The organism is Maribellus mangrovi, assembly GCF_037646455.1.
GTDB lineage: Bacteria > Bacteroidota > Bacteroidia > Bacteroidales > Prolixibacteraceae > Draconibacterium > Draconibacterium mangrovi_A.
The window spans coordinates 41,765-59,057 of record NZ_JBBIXN010000006.1; the positions used below are offsets into that span (position 1 = coordinate 41,765).

The window sequence follows — 17,293 nt, forward strand, 5'->3', positions numbered from 1 at the left end:
ATATCTTTAATCGTTCTTATAAATGCCCATTCTAGTTATATCCCGGATTTTGGTATTCAGCTTTTTCTGCATCGGTCATTTCCAGAGCATCAAGTTGCCCCTGAGGAATTGGGCGCAGGTAGAGATAGTCAGGAATATCACGGGTATATTCAACCGGGGTATGATCACTGACTTCAGTTCCGCAAATAGTAAACGTTTCAGCAATTTCACTCCATTTTTGAGTGCGAACCAGATCGTACCAGCGATAACCCTCTCCGAACAATTCGCGAGAACGTTCTTCCAATACATAGTCGATATCGATGGTTTGAGGAGTAGCAGCGACCATTTCGGCACTGAAATCTGCTACCTTCTCAACGTTGTTTCCATTGTCCCATCTCCATTTTCCGGCACGAGCACGAAGTACGTTTAATAATTCCCTGGCCGACATGGAACCTGAAGCGCCTTTTACTGCTGCTTCCGCTGCCACGAGATACAGTTCAGAGAATTTAGCAATGTAAAACGGACGGGTAAGACCGGCGTTTGGTTGTCCCAAACCACCTTCATTATCGGTACGGTAGGTACCCATTTTCCATAGGCCGGGGTATGAACGACGGCTTATTCCGCTGGGCGCGATAACATAATCCGATCTGCCGGAGATTTCACCACCACCCATGTTGCCGCCATTATTGAAAGTTCCGCTGTAATTCGGAGTTTGGCTGTCATCCGGGAGGAAAGTTAGAATAGCATCACCCGGAACAACTTCCTGACCATTTGCATTGTACAACACGTCTACATCAGGAGCTGCACCATCCAGATTCCAGTTTCCGCGGTAACTGGTAACAAAAGTTCCGTCGTATCGCGAATCATGGGTTTTATCGGCAAAAGTTTCAGTAAATACTTCAATAGTCGGAGCCATACGAGTCCATGGACGACCATAGGATTGCTCAGCCGAACGCCAGAGGCTTTGAACCTGATCACCTGCTGCATCCAGTGCATTCATTACATAGATGTTACAGGTCACCATCCAAACCGCAAAGTTATCGGGTGCGCCACCACTACCATAAGTAAGGCTACCACCGTTGTAGTACTCGCTTTCCTGTGTATGATCGGCATACAAGAGATGTTCGCTGTTACGCTCATTTTGCGCGAGGTTTACATCGTAATAAGTTTCCTGCAAACCATAAGGTCCGGGATCGTTAATGGCCGCCATGGCAATATCGTAAGCCTGCTGGAAATACCATTGTGGATCATGTCCGTCAGGATCAACCCTGTCGGCTGCCGGATAAGTTGGAATATTATTAGGATTCTCTAACCACCATCCGTAAGTTAAGTAGGCTTTCGCCAGGAAAAGACGGGCAACAGTTTTGGTTACGGCGCCTGTTAATCTCGGATCGACAGGAAGATTGTCTACTGCATAATTTAAATCGGGGAAAATACACTTGGTATAAACCTCGGGAACGGTGTTGCGCACAGATATACGTGCCGGAGTTGCATTAAATTTTAACTCACCCGATCCCAAATCGAGAGGTACACCGCCAAAAGTCTGTACCAGCACGAAGTAATCGAATGCACGGAAGAAAGTGGCTTCACCAATTAAAGCATCCGAAAGGCCTACATCGGAAGCATTCTCAATGATTCCGCTGGCCGTATTGATATTCGTAAACATTACATTCCAAATGACATCCGAACGAGAGGTACTAGGCGTTAATTGTCCCTCGCCTGAATGATCATGATCTTTAAAGTTTGCATCGGCACTCTGTCCCCAGGTATACTCATCGGTACCTGTTTCACAGGTATTATAATAGTATGCCTGTCCGTAGATGTACCGGAGGTGCGCATACAAGGATGTTAAACCACCCATCACACCGTTTTCGGTTTTGAAAAAACCTGGCTCATAAATATTGCGTGGATGTTCATCAAGTATGTCAGTACACCCAACAACAAAGAACAGGGCTATAAAAGCTGCTCCTATTTTTGTGATTATTTTTCTTTTCATTATAGTATCTTCTTTAAGGTTACAAATTAGATTAGAATGTCAGGTTTATACCAAACAAATAATTCTTTGTGGCAGGAGTATTCGTACCAATCGTCAATAAACGTCGCTGGTAAGTTCCTGTAACTGCTGCATTCTCATTACCAAAAGAGTTGGTTTCAGGATCCATTCCTGATTCATCATGATAGGGTGAAAAGAAAACAAACGGATTTTGTGCCGAAGCATAAAGACGAAGTCTACTTATTCCTTTGTCTTTCAACCACTCGATATTTTCAAAATTATACCCTAAGGTAATTGTACGTATTTTCAGATAAGAGGCATCGAAGTAACCCAATGTACTTCCGTATTTAGGGTTGTCGTTACTTATCAATCCTTCCGGAGCAGGGTACTTTGCATCGTAATTTTCAGGTGTCCAGTAATCAACTTTTACATTGTTACGGCGACCTGTCATCATATTCAAATAACCTGATGAAGAATATAAAGTACTGATCAGTTTACCACCAACTTTAAAGGCTCCAACTATATTCAGATCCAAGCCCTTATAAGCCAAACGCGTATTAAATCCTCCCTGAAGATCGGGCTCGAGAGTAATGGGTTGACGATCGGCAGCTCCAATAGCTCTAACCGGCGAGCCGTCTTCATTGTATTCACCGGTATATTCTACTTTAATCATCCCCGGATTTCCGCCCGGTTCGTAAACATTCATGTACTCGTCACCTAATTGCCACAATCCAACTTTTTTATAATCATAAATTACATCAATTGGGTATCCGACAAACCACCAGTTTGCTTCATCTTTTTCCTGTCCCGAAGCAAGTGCTACCAGTTTATTACGGTTGGCATACAGGTTTACACCGGCTTCCCAGGTAAAGCCATCCAAATTATCGATGATGATTCCATTTAATGATAATTCAAATCCTTTGTTCTGGGTTTCTCCAATGTTGGCCATATAACTTCCTACCCCGGCTGTTGGAGGCAGGCTTAACCTCAAGAGGATATCTTTTGTATTTGTTACATAATATTCAGCGGTACCTGATAAACGTCCGTCGAATAAAGTAAAGTCGAGACCAAGGTTCACTGTTTCCGAATATTCCCAACCCAGATCGGTATTGGGCAACTCTGAAACGTAATAACCTACGCCGAATTCTTCGCCAAAGTTGTAAGGCCTTGTTGCCAAACGTCCAAGTGTTGCGTAAGGAGCAACTGCCTGGTTCGAAGTTTGTCCGTAGCCTGCGCGTAATTTCAACTGGTTGATGAAAGAAATACCTTGCATGAAACTTTCGTCGCCCAGGTTCCAACCCACCGAAACAGCAGGATAAGTGTGCCACTCTTTTCCATCGGCAAGTCGCGATGAACCATCAGAACGTACAGTTGCAGTTATCATGTAACGCCCATCGTATGAATACATTACACGGCCCATATACGACATCAATCCACTTTTTGAATATCCCTGATAATCGGGATTTATGGTGATCTCTCCATCAGCTCGCCCCAGGTTGTAAAATTGAAAATGATCGGCTGGAATGTCTCTTGCAGCAATGTATGAACTGTTGTAAGAATTTTCTTCGGCCGAATACAAAGCCACAACATTTACACTGTGTTTATCGGCAAACACACGATCGTAGGTCAACAAATTCTCTATTGCCCAATTCGTATTTATTGAATTGTTTATCGCTGCTGTTGATTCTGTTGTAGGGTTGATTGAAAATACACCCTGACCGGTGTAATTACCTCCATTAACCGTACGAAGGTTCAAACCAACATTTGCCCTGTATTTCAATCCTTCAACACCCGGGATTTTAAACTCACCATAAATATTATTGTACGTACCATATGCTTTGTCCTGGTCAATCCATTTATCTCCCAGGCCTTCTATAACTTCTTTGGAATACAAAAATTGTTCATCCGAAGGCATCTTTATGGTTCTCTTCCAGGTACCATCTTCATTATACGGATCGATAAGCGGCGAAGCACTTAATGTACTGTATAATCCCAGGTTGTTGCCGTCGGAAATAGAGAAACTGTTGTTGGATGAAAAACCTACACGAACATATTTTCCAATTTCCTGATCTAAACTGGCACGTAGCGAAATACGCTCATATTCCTGACCCGGTAAAACCGCCTCATCTTTATAGTATCCAACACCAAAACTGTATGAACCTCCCTGCGTACCACCTGAAACGCCCAGGTCGCTGCTGGTTACAATACCTGTTCGGTACAATAATTCCTGCCAGTTTGTACTGATATCGTCTGATTCCTCCAAAGAATTGGCATACTGGCCGCGTACTGCTCTAAGTTCAGCAAATTCAGGCCCGTCCATCATAGGGAATTCGATGGCATTTTTTACACCATAGTAACTGTTAAAGCTGAAGGTTGCTTTTTGGCCCTTGCTTCCTTTATTTGTTGTTACTAAAATAACACCATTGGCACCACGCGAACCGTAAATAGCTGTTGCCGATGCATCTTTCAAAATATCAATACTTTTAATATCGTTTGGATTAAGATCGCCAATAGAACCGGCAAATGGAATTCCATCGAGTACTACCAGCGGATCATTGCTTGCGTTCAACGAACGTGTACCACGAATACGAATTTGCATGGTTGCTCCCGGTTTGGTAGATGTTTGCGACATCTCAACACCGGCAACACGACCTTGTAAAGCCTGGGTGAAATTCGATGATGGCACTTCTCGCATCTGTTCTCCTCCTACTGAAGCAACAGATCCTGTAACAGCTTCTTTTCGTTGTGTACCATAACCAATAACAACAACTTCTTCCAAGCCCACTAAATCAGGTTGTAAAGTAACGTCAATTGTTGTTCTGCCGTTAACATCAACGATCTGTTGAATAAATCCTACATATCGAAAGTCCAGTTGTCCGTCACCGGGAACTTCCAATTCGTACTTACCATCAATATTCGTAACTGTTCCCACCGCGGTTACTCCAACAATAGTAACCGTAACACCGGGAAGCGGTTCCCCGGCATCATCTGTAACAGTACCACTAACCGTAACATTTTGTGCCAAAGCCACAGAATGTACGAGTAAAAAGAGCAATAGCATTAATACTACCTCTTTACAAAAAACACAGATTTTTTTCATAGTTAATAAATTTGATTGTTAGTCACTTTCTTATCAAAATAATGGTTCATATAGTTTATATTAATTGTGATGTGTCATATCGAATTTTAATTGCTTCAGCTTCTCCAACTGATGCACCGGTTTATCCAGTTCGACCGGTATTTCCTTTTCCGAGAATGTTTGGAAATACAACAAACAGGCATCGCGCCACCAAATGGCTTCTTTAACCTGAATATCAAATTTTTTACTTACCTCATCATAGCGTTGCTGATCAACGTATTTCGACATATTTTTCCAGGTTGCCTTGAAAAGTTTAGCCTGATCAACTCCTTCGCTGTACTTGTAGCAGAGTTCATCCCAAAGTTCCCGGCCGTTGCTCATGGTATAATCCCACGGAAGGTGATGAAACCACAGCAAATATTTATCGGGGCACAGTTGCGGATCGTCGAACATGATCTGTAATGGCTCGGCATATTGTTCAACAGCATTGCTCCCGGTTGACGAACGATTAAATCCGATTCCAAAATCGTCGGCTTTGTGGTAATATTTTGGCAGCCAGTCCGGACGCGCTCCGGGAATTTCGCACCAAGGTTCCGGCCCGTAGTGATGGCTCCATCCCATCAGGTGGTGTAGCCCCAGCGGAGTCATGTAGTTAACTACCGCTTCGCGCGATTCCATCATCACACGACTCATTTCGTGAATAAATCTTTTGTTTTGCGAAAAAGTCAATTCCAGCCATTCTTTGGCAATATCGCGTGCCGACAAACCGGGATCCCATGCCAAACGGCCAAAAACATACCAGTTGGCTTGTGCAAAATGATGTCCACACCAGTTGGTGTCCTGTCCGATGTTGGCTACTCCGGCAATGGCCGTAACCGGGTCGTTGAAAATATCGCCATTGGTAATTCGGGCTATTGTTGTATTTCTGCCTTTTTGATAGGTATCTGTATCCAGAAATTCTTCGAATAAGGTGCCAAGAAAAGCCAGATGATCAGAGAATCCGAGGTATTCTTTGGTAATTTGCAATTCGGGAACCAGCGTGGTTTGTTCCATTGCACCAAAAAGCGGGCTAAAGGGCTCGCGGGGTTGAAAATCAACCGGCCCGTTCTTCACCTGTATCAATACATTGCTGCGGAATTTTCCATCAAGAGGTTTAAATTCGTTGTAAGCTTGTTTGGCCCTGTCATCACCCGATGGATTGTATACAAATGCACGCCACATTACAATGCCTTTGTAAGGTTTTAATACATCGGCAAGCATATTTGCACCGTCGGCATGCGTTCGGCCGTAATCCTGCGGCCCGGGTTGTCCTTCGGAATTAGCTTTTACCAGGAATCCGCCGAAATCAGGTATCAGTTCATAAATCTCCTGAACTTTATTATCCCACCAGTTTTTCACCTCCGTTTTTAAGGGATCAGAATCAGGTAATCCGCCCAATATTTTTGGAGAAGAAAAATTCACCGAAAGGTATACCCGCATTCCATAAGGACGAAGCGCATCAGCCACAACTTTAACCTTTTGCAGGAATTCTTCTTTTAGTATGTCGGGGCTGGCATTTACATTATTTAATACCGTACCGTTAATTCCAACAGAAGCATTGGCACGGGCATATTCAATAATACGCGGATTAAGTTTTTCGGGCAAATCATCCCATTTCCAAATTGAATGACCTGCATAGCCTCGTTCAACGGTACCATCCAAGTTATCCCAGTGGTTTAATATTCGCCGATCATAGGCCGGAGTTTCAATTATTGGAGTTGAAGTAAGTTCTTGTGGATTTGTGCGTAATACACTGAGAAAATGATATGTGCCGTACAAACACCCTAAATCGGTATTAGCAGCAACCACTGTCATGTCTTTTTCAGGGAGATATTTAATTATATAACCTTCATTTCCTATTTCCTGAAAAGCTTCGGGATTGATTAACTCAGCAATAAAATCGTTTTTTATGGCACCAACACAGATGCTTCCGGCATCAGGTTCAGTCATAGAAGTGATTTCCTGATCAAATAAAATGCCCAGGCTGGATATAAGTTCTGAACGAATTAATGAAAAGGTGGGAGATTCTTCGGAAACAACCACAGATGAGATTTGTGGTCCTTCATATTCTGCCGGCAACAAAAAATTGGCAAACCATAATTTCGAGCCGTCTTCATTATTACCTGCCAAAAGGTAATTGGTAAATAACAGAAACAGTACAATAAAGACTTTTCTTTTCCGAAAAGAGTTCATCGACATAAATTTTAGGTTCGGATCGCTAGATCGCAGTTTTATTGATTAAATAACTGTAGGTAAAGTTACGGCGAAGGGGAAAAAGTAGCCTAACTCTTCTGTAACAGGTATTTTTATGCCTGTTACATCGCTTTTCTGTTCGTTACATATTGTTTATGATAGGTTACATGCACCAAAATCTAAAACTAAATTGCTACCTTTAAGCCATGTTCAGATGTGGTAATATGAATATGAGAAATTTCATTTTCGCACTGGCTTGTTTGATTCTTTTGCCATCCCTCGCAAACGCACAAAGCAACAATTTTTTTGATTACAACGAAGGCTTATCAAACAGCTTAATAAACGCAATTCACCAGGACCAAAAAGGATTTATCTGGGTGGCTACGGAAGATGGATTAAATCGTTTCGATGGCATTCATTTTAAAACATTTTTTGCAGCAGCCGACGATGACAACTCGTTAAAAAACAACTTTGTTACGGCATTGGGCGAAGACAATAAGGGCAATCTTTTGGTCGGCCAGATCAACGGGCTACAGATCTATCACCCTGAAAGTGAATCGTTTACCGAAATTCCTCTTTACGTTTCCGATGAACGTATTCACCTTTACATAACATCAATTATTGTTTGTGCCAATCGCTACATCTGGATGACAACTTCGGGTTACGGCCTTATTCGCCTGGATCAGACAACGGGACAGGTAGATTATAATGAATCGCTGAACAAACAACTTTGCAGCCCCTATTTAAGGGTAGTTTTTGAAGATTCGAATGGTGTACTTTGGATCGGCTCTGACAATGACGGGTTAAATGCGTACGACCCTGTAAGCGGAGAAATTCGCCTGTATACCGAATCGTCGGAAGATGGAAATGCCTTACCCAGCAATAATATTTCATCAATTTGTGAGGATGATCTCGGTTCGGTATATGTGGGCAGTTTAAAGGGAGGTTTGGTTCGAATAAACAAATCCGACGGGAAAGTGGAACCGATTCAATCGGATTTGCACGAGGAAAAGGAATTACCGGTAAAAAGTCTTTTGTTCGATTCGAAAAAACGCCTCTGGGCTGGAACAGACGGTTTTGGACTAAAACGCCTGAATCCACAATCCGGGCTCCTGGAAAACTATTCACCAAACACCTCTCCTTTCGATTTCTCGAAAAGTAAAATACATTCCTTAATTGAAGATAACGGAGGAAACGTTTGGGCAAGTGTTTTTCAGAAAGGACTGTACCTTTTTCCGCAAGCCCCCGAGATTTTTCGTCACTACGGTTATCATGCTTTTGGCGATAACAGCATCGGCTCGAGTTGTGTTACTTCCATCGTTGGTATCGACAATCAGCTTTGGGTTGGAACAGACGGCGATGGTGTTTACCGAATTGACCGATCTGATGAAAAGGTTCATCACCTGGTATTGAAAAACGAGAACGGTGAGATCGATGCCAATAACATTCTTACCATTCAACACGGTAGCGACGATTATGTATGGCTGGGAACCTATTTTAACGGCCTGCTGCGATTCGATAAAAAAACCGGAAAAATTAAAGTATACAAACACGATCCCGAAAATGACAACAGCGTGTGCAGCGATAACATTATCAGCATCGTTGAAGACCGGTCAGGAATACTTTGGCTGGGAACCCTGGGTGGAGGCATTTGCCGCTTCGATCCGAAAACTGACACATTTCGGCAGGGAATGACCGACAATGAAAAATTGAACAGCCAAATTCCCAAATGGGTCAATACCATTTTCATCGATCGTAAACAAAACTTCTGGATAGGAACCTATGTGGGCTTATTTTATTTTGACCCTCAACAAGAAAAGTTACGTCATTTTAATACGGCCAACGGAAATCTGAATCACAATACCGTACTTACAGTTCAATCGGATCATAACGGAAATATATGGGCGGGCACATACAACGGACTGGTAAAAATTAATGTAAACTCACTTGAAACGAGGTTCTACGATACAGGAGACGGATTGTGCAACAATGTGGTAAGCGCCATTAATGAAGACGAATTTGGCAAGATTTGGATAAGTACGCACAATGGGCTTTCGCGTTTTGACCCAAATAACAGCACGTTTACCAATTATTATGCTTACGACGGTATTCAGGCCAATGAGTTTTACCGGAACGCCACTTACAGAAGCGAAAAAAACGAATTGTTTTTTGGCGGAATTAACGGCATGACGGAAATTAAACGAAATTACCTCGACTATACCCGTAGAATTCGCGATGTTCTGTTAACCGAGTTTAGCCGTTTCAATAAACCTGTTGAAATTGGAGATAAATCAGGAAAACATATTATTCTGAACAAATCAATCGTTATCGCTGATACCGTTCTGCTGCACGAAAAAGACAATGTTTTTTCCATTGGATTTACTTCCGGGGAATTAGCCAATCAATCCCGAATATCGTACGAATACATGATGGAAGGATTTGATGAGAACTGGATAAAAACCACCTCGCTAAACCGGCGGGCCACTTATACCAACCTCAATTACGGCACCTACCTGTTTAAAGTCAGGGGCGCCGATAAAGGACTTTATTCCGATCCCCGTGAGCTTACCATTATCATTTACCCAAGCTGGTACAAAACCACATTGGCCAAAGTTTTATGGACAGTACTTTTCGTCCTATTATTTTTAGGTATCATCACCCTTTACCAGGAAATGATCAAAAGACGGCATTTAGAGAAAATGAATGAGATGAAAATGCAGTTCTTCATCAATATCTCGCATGAAATTAAAACACCGCTGTCTCTGATCATCGATCCGATTGAAAAACTGATGTTACAAAAAACCGACGAAAAAACCTCACGTCTGTATCAAATTATAGATCAGAATGCGCACCGGATTTCGCGTTTGGTGAATCAGCTAATGGATGTTAGACGTATCGATAAAGGAGTTATTCTTGTGAAATTTCAAAAAACCAATCTCTACAACTTTATTCTCGAAATTGCACAGTCGTACGAAATACTAGCCACTGAAAAGAACATCAATTTTAATATTCACGCGTCCGATGAATCGATTGAGGTTTGGATCGATCCGTTGAATTTTGAAAAGGTGATTCTTAACCTGTTGTCCAATGCCTTTAAATTTACGCCGGCAAATGGCACTATCGATCTGAACATAAACAGCACGGTTATGAAAACCGAGGACAAGAATTTTGTAGATGCGGTAAAGATAACGGTGAGTGATAGCGGCATTGGAATAAAAGAAAATGACCTCGAACGTATTTTTAATCGGTTCTACCAGGTAGAATCGAAAGATCCAAGCCACCGAGGCGGAACAGGAGTTGGGCTTCACTTATCCAGAGCTCTGGTCAATCTGCACAAAGGCACTTTAACCGCCGAGAACAGAAACGATGGCCCCGGGTCGCGATTTATTATTGAACTGCCACTTGGTAATGCCCACCTACCCGCTGAAGATCTGGTTAGCAGCGAAAATATACTACCTGCACCGATAAACCGTCTGCACCGGAATTTCTTCCCCGACTTATCGCAACTAACATCAAAAAACGGTAAGCGCATAAAAAAACTCAACAAAATTCTTGTGGTGGACGATGAGCAGGAAATACGCGATTATCTGGTGAATGAATTTTCTGATAAATACCATGTGATCAGCGCAGCCGATGGCAAACATGCCTTTGAATTGCTGATGGAGGAAAAACCCTGCCTGGTGATAACTGACATTATGATGCCCGAAATGGATGGAATAACCCTCTGCAAAAAAATAAAAAGTAACCTGCAAACCAGCCATATTCCGGTGGTTTTGTTAACCGCATTGTCGAAAGATGAAAATCGGGCGGAAGGCATAGAAACCGGTGCTGATATGTACGTAGTTAAACCGTTTAGCAGCGATTTTCTCAAAAAAATTGTCAGTAATATTCTTGAAAACAGAAGAAAAGTTTTTGAGCAGCTTAAATCCGAAAACGGGCAGTTTGATGTGGAACAGATCGAGTTGAAATCACACGATGAAATTTTGATGGAAAAAGTAATGACCATCATAAAAGACAACATCTCGAACGAGAAACTGAATGTGGAAATGCTTGCCGACGGTGTTGGCATCAGCCGGGTGCACATGCACCGTAAACTTAAAGAACTCACCAATCAGTCGGCACGCGATTTTATTCGTAATATCCGAATGAAACAGGCAACTTACCTGCTTACCAACAAAGACCTAAGTGTTAGTGAAGTGGCCTTCTCGCTGGGGTATTCCAACCTTTCGCACTTTAGTAATTCGTTTAAAAGCTATTATGGCGTATCACCCACCGAATTTGCCCATAAACAACGTGCAGATTAATTTCTAATTACCAATGTTTTTACAGAACTGGGACTCAATGTAAAATTCACTTCAGAGTTCGTAGCAGCCAGTTCCTCTTTTCCCCGGTTCTGAGAAAGCGATGTGGTATAAGTCGTTGCTGTTGAAAAACCATCAGGCAATTTAAAACTCATCTCAGCCGATTCAGTATCAGAAGCATTTACAAGAACCAATATTATTTCGTTTTCACCTTTGTAAGCAGTCACTGTAATACTTGCAGAAGCATTTTCCAATTGCGCATCAATACGCTCATACCCCGGCCTGATAAACTTTGAAAACTGCGACATGGCATAACCTCTTTTCAGAATAGTCCCACGGCTCGTTCCTTTTTCGCCATCACCCAAAAATGAATAATAGCGACGGATGTACCACCAAATGTAAGCGTTCCAGCTAAACTCCATGGCCGATTGTATTTCCGTGATCATCTCCATGGTTTCGTCCCAGATTATTTTCGGATCAGTATCAGCCGTCCAGTTGTCCGGATTATTTCCGCTATCCAGATTTAACAGGTGTTCCGTCATCCAGAGTTCTTTTCCATTTTGTGCCGCCAGCGGATAGGGAGTCAGTCCCGATCCATACAGGTGACCACCAACAATATCGAGATTCTGCTCAGCAACCGGATCATTCAGAATATCATCGGTGTAGGAATGTTTTGAATTCAGCGATTCGGCCGCCATTACTTTAGCTCCCTGAATGGTGCCGGCGTAATTTCTTACAAAGTCAAACATTTCTTCCGGCGTATACTCGCAGCCTTCATACGAAGCAGCCCAGTCCGGTTCGTTTTGAATAGATACCACATCGATTTTAGCTCCATTCTCGTCCATGAATTGTATAAATTCGTTGATATATCCGGCAAAATCGCTGTAATGTTCCTTCAGCAGCGATCCACCACCATTGGTGCTGTTGTTGCTTTTCCATTCGGCCGGCGGCGACCAGGGCGAAGCCAGCACTTTTACGCCCCGCTCATTCGCTCCTTTAATGCTGTTTACCAATCCGGCCCAGTCGTTCTTGATGGAAGAAAGGCGCACACGATACAATGAAAGTCCGAGTCCGTCATTGTCGGTACTGAATGCCAGATCCATTTCTGCAGAGGTGAGGTAATCCGTTCCCCAGATCATGTTAGCTCCACCAAAACCGGAAATGGTTTGATATGTAACTTCGGGATCGATAACAACAGAATTCTTGGGAATGGGTTTGCCTTCCTGTGCAATGATAACGGTGTCTGTGATATTTTCGCTTAGTGACTTTAATACAATTTGCTGACGATTTACGGTAGAAGTGCGATTTGTATTGTAATACACAGTTACAGTGGTTCGTGTGGTTTCACCATCAACCGCACCCGAACGAGCCGGTGTAACCGCGCTAATAAATTCCTTCCCTTCAATAGCGTCTTCGGCTTTAATGCTCCATTCTGTATACGCCCATTCCACTTCAATTTCGAAAGAACTGCCTTCATACGAAAGTTCCGATGTAGGAATAGTCGACTGAACAAACGAAAGTGAGGCCGTAACCGTGGGTTCATCTTCTTTGCTGCAGGAAAAAAGAACGGCTGAGATGACTCCAAATGCCAGAAATAGTTTTCTGTGAAATGTTTTCATAGTCAAGTTTGAATGTAAAAAGTACAATTAGATGCTAAAACTAATGGATATTTTTTAATCTATTGTATGATTTAAGTTGTGAGCTTTAATGTCAAGAAGAATAGAATTATTTTTAACAAGCGATAATAATATTTTCACCTCAACAGAAATACTTATGCTATTTTTTTAATATGTTTGAAATTATTTCAGAATATTATCCATTACTTATAAATTTCAACACTATCAAATTCCAATTGCTTATTTCGTTGCGATCATAGGAATTAGTACATTGAAAAATCAGATAAAACTAAATCGATGAAACTCTTTACTTTAACTCTTTTTATAGTTGTCTTATTTTCATGCCACGAACCTCAGAAGACTTTAAATACGACTGACCACAATTTGGTTTTCGATCAGCTTGCCGAAAAGTGGGACGAAGCCGTTCCGCTTGGCAATGGTATGCTGGGCTGTCTTATTTGGGAAAAGAATGGCAAACTTCGTTTTTCGCTCGACAGGGCGGATCTGTGGGATTTACGCCCAAAAGAAAACATCAACTTCAACGAATGGAAATTCAATGACGTATATAATTACTGGAAAACGGGAGACTATCAGACAGTGCACCAGCAGTTCGACCGCCCTTCGAATAACTACGCCGCACCGACAAAAATCCCGGCTGCTGCATTAGAGTTTGCTGTAGAAAAGTTGGGGAAAGTAAAACAAGTGACACTCGATTTACCCACTGCAAGCAGCACTGTTGAATGGGAAAATGGCACTATACTTAAAACTTTTATTCAGGCAGATAAATCGATTGGATGGTATCGCTTCGAAAATATTCCGGAAGAAATAAGTACCGAACTGATCGCGCCCGACTACCTGGGAGAGTTCGAAGAGAAACAAGGCGCTCAATCGCTCAGTCAATTAGGATACCCGGCCGGAACAATACAAAAAGAAGCCAACAGCATAACCTACAAGCAGAAAGGCTGGAATGAATTTACGTACGAAGTTCATGTTGAATGGCAAACCAAAGGACAGGTATTGGAAGGTTGCTGGTCGATTTCATCTCAGAAAGACCAAGCACAGAAAAGCGTTCCGGCTACAGAGTTGGTATCAATTGAAGGTTCAAAAGGATTTGATCAATCATTTAAAGAACACTTAAACTGGTGGAAAAATTACTGGGCTCAATCTTCGATTAGCATTCCCGATCCGCTTTTGGAAAAACAGTATTTCCTCGAAATGTATAAGTTTGGAGCAGCTGCACGCGAAAACACGCCTCCTATCTCGTTGCAAGCTGTGTGGACTGCCGACAATGGCCAGATACCACCATGGAAAGGTGATTTCCACCACGACTTGAACACGCAATTGAGTTACTGGCCTTCGTACGCAGGTAACCACCTTCAATTGGAAAAAGGATTTGTGGATTGGTTATGGAACAACCGCCCGGCATTTAAAAAATATACACGCGATTATTTTGAGGTTGAAGGACTAAACGTTCCCGGAGTTACAACTCTGGATGGAGAAGCTATGGGGGGCTGGATTCAGTATTCGATGGGGCAAACTGTTTCGGCCTGGCTGGGGCACAATTTTTACCAACACTGGCGATACTCCATGGACAGGGATTTTCTGAAAACGCGAACCTATCCATGGCTAAAAGACGTTGCCACCTTTTTCGAAAACATAGCAGTAAGTTCTGAATCTGGAGCTCATAAACTTAGGATGAGTTCAAGCCCTGAGATTCATAATAACTCTGCTAAAGCCTGGTTTCCTGAAACTACCAATTTTGACCTGGCACTCATCCGCTGGACATTTGAAAAAGCACAGGAATGTGCCCTGGAACTTGGTTTGAATGAGGAAGCAGAAAGGTGGAAAAAAGAATTGGAACTTTGGCCGGATTATGCCATCGATCCGGAAACGGGATTTATGTTCGCTCCGGGCTTTCCTTATGATGAGTCGCACAGGCACTTTTCTCACCTGATGGCCTTTCATCCGCTGGGATTGGTAGATGTTTCTATCGGAGAAGCAGATAAAACTACAATTGAAAATACACTCAAAAACCTTTCGAAACAAGGTTCTTCGGCGTGGGTCGGATATTCGTTTAGCTGGCAGGGTAACCTCTATGCCCGGGCATTCGACGGCGAAAAAGCAGCCGACGCACTACGCACTTTTGCTGAATGCTTCTGCTCAAAAAATTCATTTCACCTGAATGGCGACCAGTGCAAAGCCGGACATTCAAACTTTACGTATCGCCCGTTTACGCTCGAAGGGAATTTTGCTTTTGCCTCGGGGATTCAGGAAATGTTGCTTCAAAGTCACACAGGAGTTATTCAGGTGTTTCCGGCTCTTCCTGCCGGGTGGAAAACAGCCAGCTTCGACAAATTAAGAGCCAACGGTGCATTTGTTGTGTCTGCAGAACTGAAAGACGGTAGAACAGATAATGTCAACATCACATCAGAAAAAGGTGGCATTGTAGTCATTGCGAATCCTTTTAAAAGCGCTTTCAAGGTCAATCGAAAATACACGATGAAAGACAACATTATTTACATCAACACCAAAGCAGGAGAAACCATCCAACTAACTAAAAAGAACTGATTATGACTCATTCACTTAAACATGTATTTATTGTATTGATCGTTTTATCTTTTTGGGGCTGCTCCCCATCAGCGAATAAGGTAGAACAGCAGCAGCCGAATATCCTTTTGATCATTTCCGACGATCAGGGTTATGCCGACTTCTCCCCTTTTGAAAATCACTCTGCTGAGATTTCGACTCCCAACATGAATCGACTGGCAGAGAGTGGAATGATATTTACACAAGCTTACACAACGGCACCAGTTTGCAGTCCGTCGAGAGCGGGCTTGAATACCGGAAAATTTCAGTTTCGTTGGGACGAAAAAGCCGGCTGGGGACCAGGGCTACCCGACAGTGTACTTACCATCGCCGAATACCTGAAAGCTGCCGGTTACACCACGGCCAGAATCGGCAAAAGCGATTACGGTATAAACTACCACCGGTTCGATGTCAGGGAATATCCGTTGAACCATGGCTATGACCATTTTCTGGGTTTTAGTGCACATGCTCACGACTACTGGCTGAATTCGGAGGAGAGTGCCAAACGTACGCCCGATCCAAATGGAACCAGTGCACACCTTGGCCCGTTGATGAGTGACGAGGCATATAAAAGCTACGAAGATGGTTACCTGACCGATATTTTTACCGACGAGGCTATCAGCTATTTTAAGTCGAAAAAAGATCAGCCTTTCTTTCTCACGTTAGCCTACAATTCGGTGCATCACGTAATACACGAGGTTCCACAAAAATACCTCGACAAATACGAAGTGAAACCCATTCACAATTACGATCCCGACAGCATGGAAACTTTCGGAAATCAAAAGCCCGGTTCATATTCGGCCTATTACGAAAAATATACCCGGCTGGGGACAATTCAGGATGAGGATATGCGAAAATATTACCTGGCCAACCTTAACTGCCTCGATGATAATATCGGACGAGTTTTAGATGCGTTAAAAGCGGAAGGACTGGATAAAAACACGCTTATTATTTACATTTCCGACAACGGCGGTTCCCCGATCACAGGCGCTTTGAATGCACCGCTTTCGGCCGGAAAATATTCCTTATGGGAAGGTGGTATTCGTGTACCAATGGCAATTTCCTGGCCGGGAAAAGTAGAGGCCGGTAGTGTTCAAAAGAATTATGTTTCTGCCACCGATATTTTACCAACCATTACTGAAGCGGCCGGCATTAAGCTAACCGACCAAATGATTGACGGGAAAAACCTTTTAAAACCAGATACCGATCAGGAACGCCTAATGGTTTGGAAGTGGGGTAATACCTGGGCAGTTCGCAATGGCCCGTGGAAACTAACCAATACCAACGAATCGTGGGGAAAAGGACGTCCTTCGGCACAGTACATAAAGCCTGTTTCGAATAACTTTAGTCTGAAACTTTTCAACCTCGAAAACGATCCCGGTGAAAGGATAAATCTGGCTGAAGAAATGCCGGACAAAGTGGTAGAATTACAGAATTCATACAATAACTGGTGTTCCATAAATCTTGGAAAGTATTAGCCTCTCAAAAACCGGCCTTAACAACCATT

Annotated in this window: 7 protein-coding genes; 3 read left to right on the top strand and 4 right to left on the bottom strand. The window is 42.8% G+C overall.

What is annotated here, in order from left to right:
• Positions 1 to 31 precede the first annotated feature (31 nt).
• From WFY05_RS19500 to WFY05_RS19510, 3 genes are read right to left on the bottom strand one after another with little or no spacing between them, the layout of a single operon-like run.
• Positions 32 to 1,975 carry a RagB/SusD family nutrient uptake outer membrane protein gene (locus WFY05_RS19500; RefSeq protein WP_340114604.1) on the bottom strand — a complete coding sequence of 648 codons (1,944 nt, stop codon included), beginning with the start codon at positions 1,973 to 1,975 and terminating at the stop codon, positions 32 to 34.
• A 31-nt stretch (positions 1,976 to 2,006) separates the two neighbouring features.
• The gene (locus WFY05_RS19505; RefSeq protein WP_340114605.1) at positions 2,007 to 5,072 is read right to left on the bottom strand and encodes a SusC/RagA family TonB-linked outer membrane protein; all 3,066 of its coding nucleotides are present in this window, start codon (positions 5,070 to 5,072) and stop codon (positions 2,007 to 2,009) included.
• A gap of 60 nt (positions 5,073 to 5,132) precedes the next feature.
• The gene (locus WFY05_RS19510; protein ID WP_340114606.1) at positions 5,133 to 7,283 is read right to left on the bottom strand and encodes an alpha-glucuronidase family glycosyl hydrolase; all 2,151 of its coding nucleotides are present in this window, start codon (positions 7,281 to 7,283) and stop codon (positions 5,133 to 5,135) included.
• A 230-nt stretch (positions 7,284 to 7,513) separates the two neighbouring features.
• Between WFY05_RS19510 and WFY05_RS19515 the strand changes: the two genes are divergently transcribed.
• Entirely contained in the window at positions 7,514 to 11,587 is a 4,074-nt protein-coding gene (locus WFY05_RS19515; RefSeq protein WP_340114607.1) for a hybrid sensor histidine kinase/response regulator transcription factor, read from the top strand.
• Here the strand turns inward: WFY05_RS19515 and WFY05_RS19520 are convergent.
• The gene (locus WFY05_RS19520; protein ID WP_340114608.1) at positions 11,584 to 13,203 is read right to left on the bottom strand and encodes a glycoside hydrolase; all 1,620 of its coding nucleotides are present in this window, start codon (positions 13,201 to 13,203) and stop codon (positions 11,584 to 11,586) included. The two genes, WFY05_RS19515 and WFY05_RS19520, sit on opposite strands and share 4 nt — an antisense overlap.
• A 294-nt stretch (positions 13,204 to 13,497) precedes the next feature.
• On the opposite strand from WFY05_RS19520, the gene WFY05_RS19525 reads away from it, so the two are divergent.
• Positions 13,498 to 15,768, top strand: a complete 2,271-nt coding sequence (locus tag WFY05_RS19525; RefSeq protein ID WP_340114609.1) for a glycosyl hydrolase family 95 catalytic domain-containing protein — start codon at positions 13,498 to 13,500, stop codon at positions 15,766 to 15,768.
• Positions 15,769 to 15,770: 2 nt separating this feature from the next.
• Entirely contained in the window at positions 15,771 to 17,264 is a 1,494-nt protein-coding gene (locus tag WFY05_RS19530; protein ID WP_340114610.1) for a sulfatase family protein, read from the top strand.
• Positions 17,265 to 17,293 lie beyond the last annotated feature (29 nt).

Coding starts and splice junctions, on each gene's coding strand:
- WFY05_RS19500 (WP_340114604.1), bottom strand. CDS start 1,975: ATGAAAAGAAAAATAATCACAAAAATAGGAGCAGCTTTTATAGCCCTG.
- WFY05_RS19505 (WP_340114605.1), bottom strand. CDS start 5,072: ATGAAAAAAATCTGTGTTTTTTGTAAAGAGGTAGTATTAATGCTATTG.
- WFY05_RS19510 (WP_340114606.1), bottom strand. CDS start 7,283: ATGAACTCTTTTCGGAAAAGAAAAGTCTTTATTGTACTGTTTCTGTTA.
- WFY05_RS19515 (WP_340114607.1), top strand. CDS start 7,514: ATGAGAAATTTCATTTTCGCACTGGCTTGTTTGATTCTTTTGCCATCC.
- WFY05_RS19520 (WP_340114608.1), bottom strand. CDS start 13,203: ATGAAAACATTTCACAGAAAACTATTTCTGGCATTTGGAGTCATCTCA.
- WFY05_RS19525 (WP_340114609.1), top strand. CDS start 13,498: ATGAAACTCTTTACTTTAACTCTTTTTATAGTTGTCTTATTTTCATGC.
- WFY05_RS19530 (WP_340114610.1), top strand. CDS start 15,771: ATGACTCATTCACTTAAACATGTATTTATTGTATTGATCGTTTTATCT.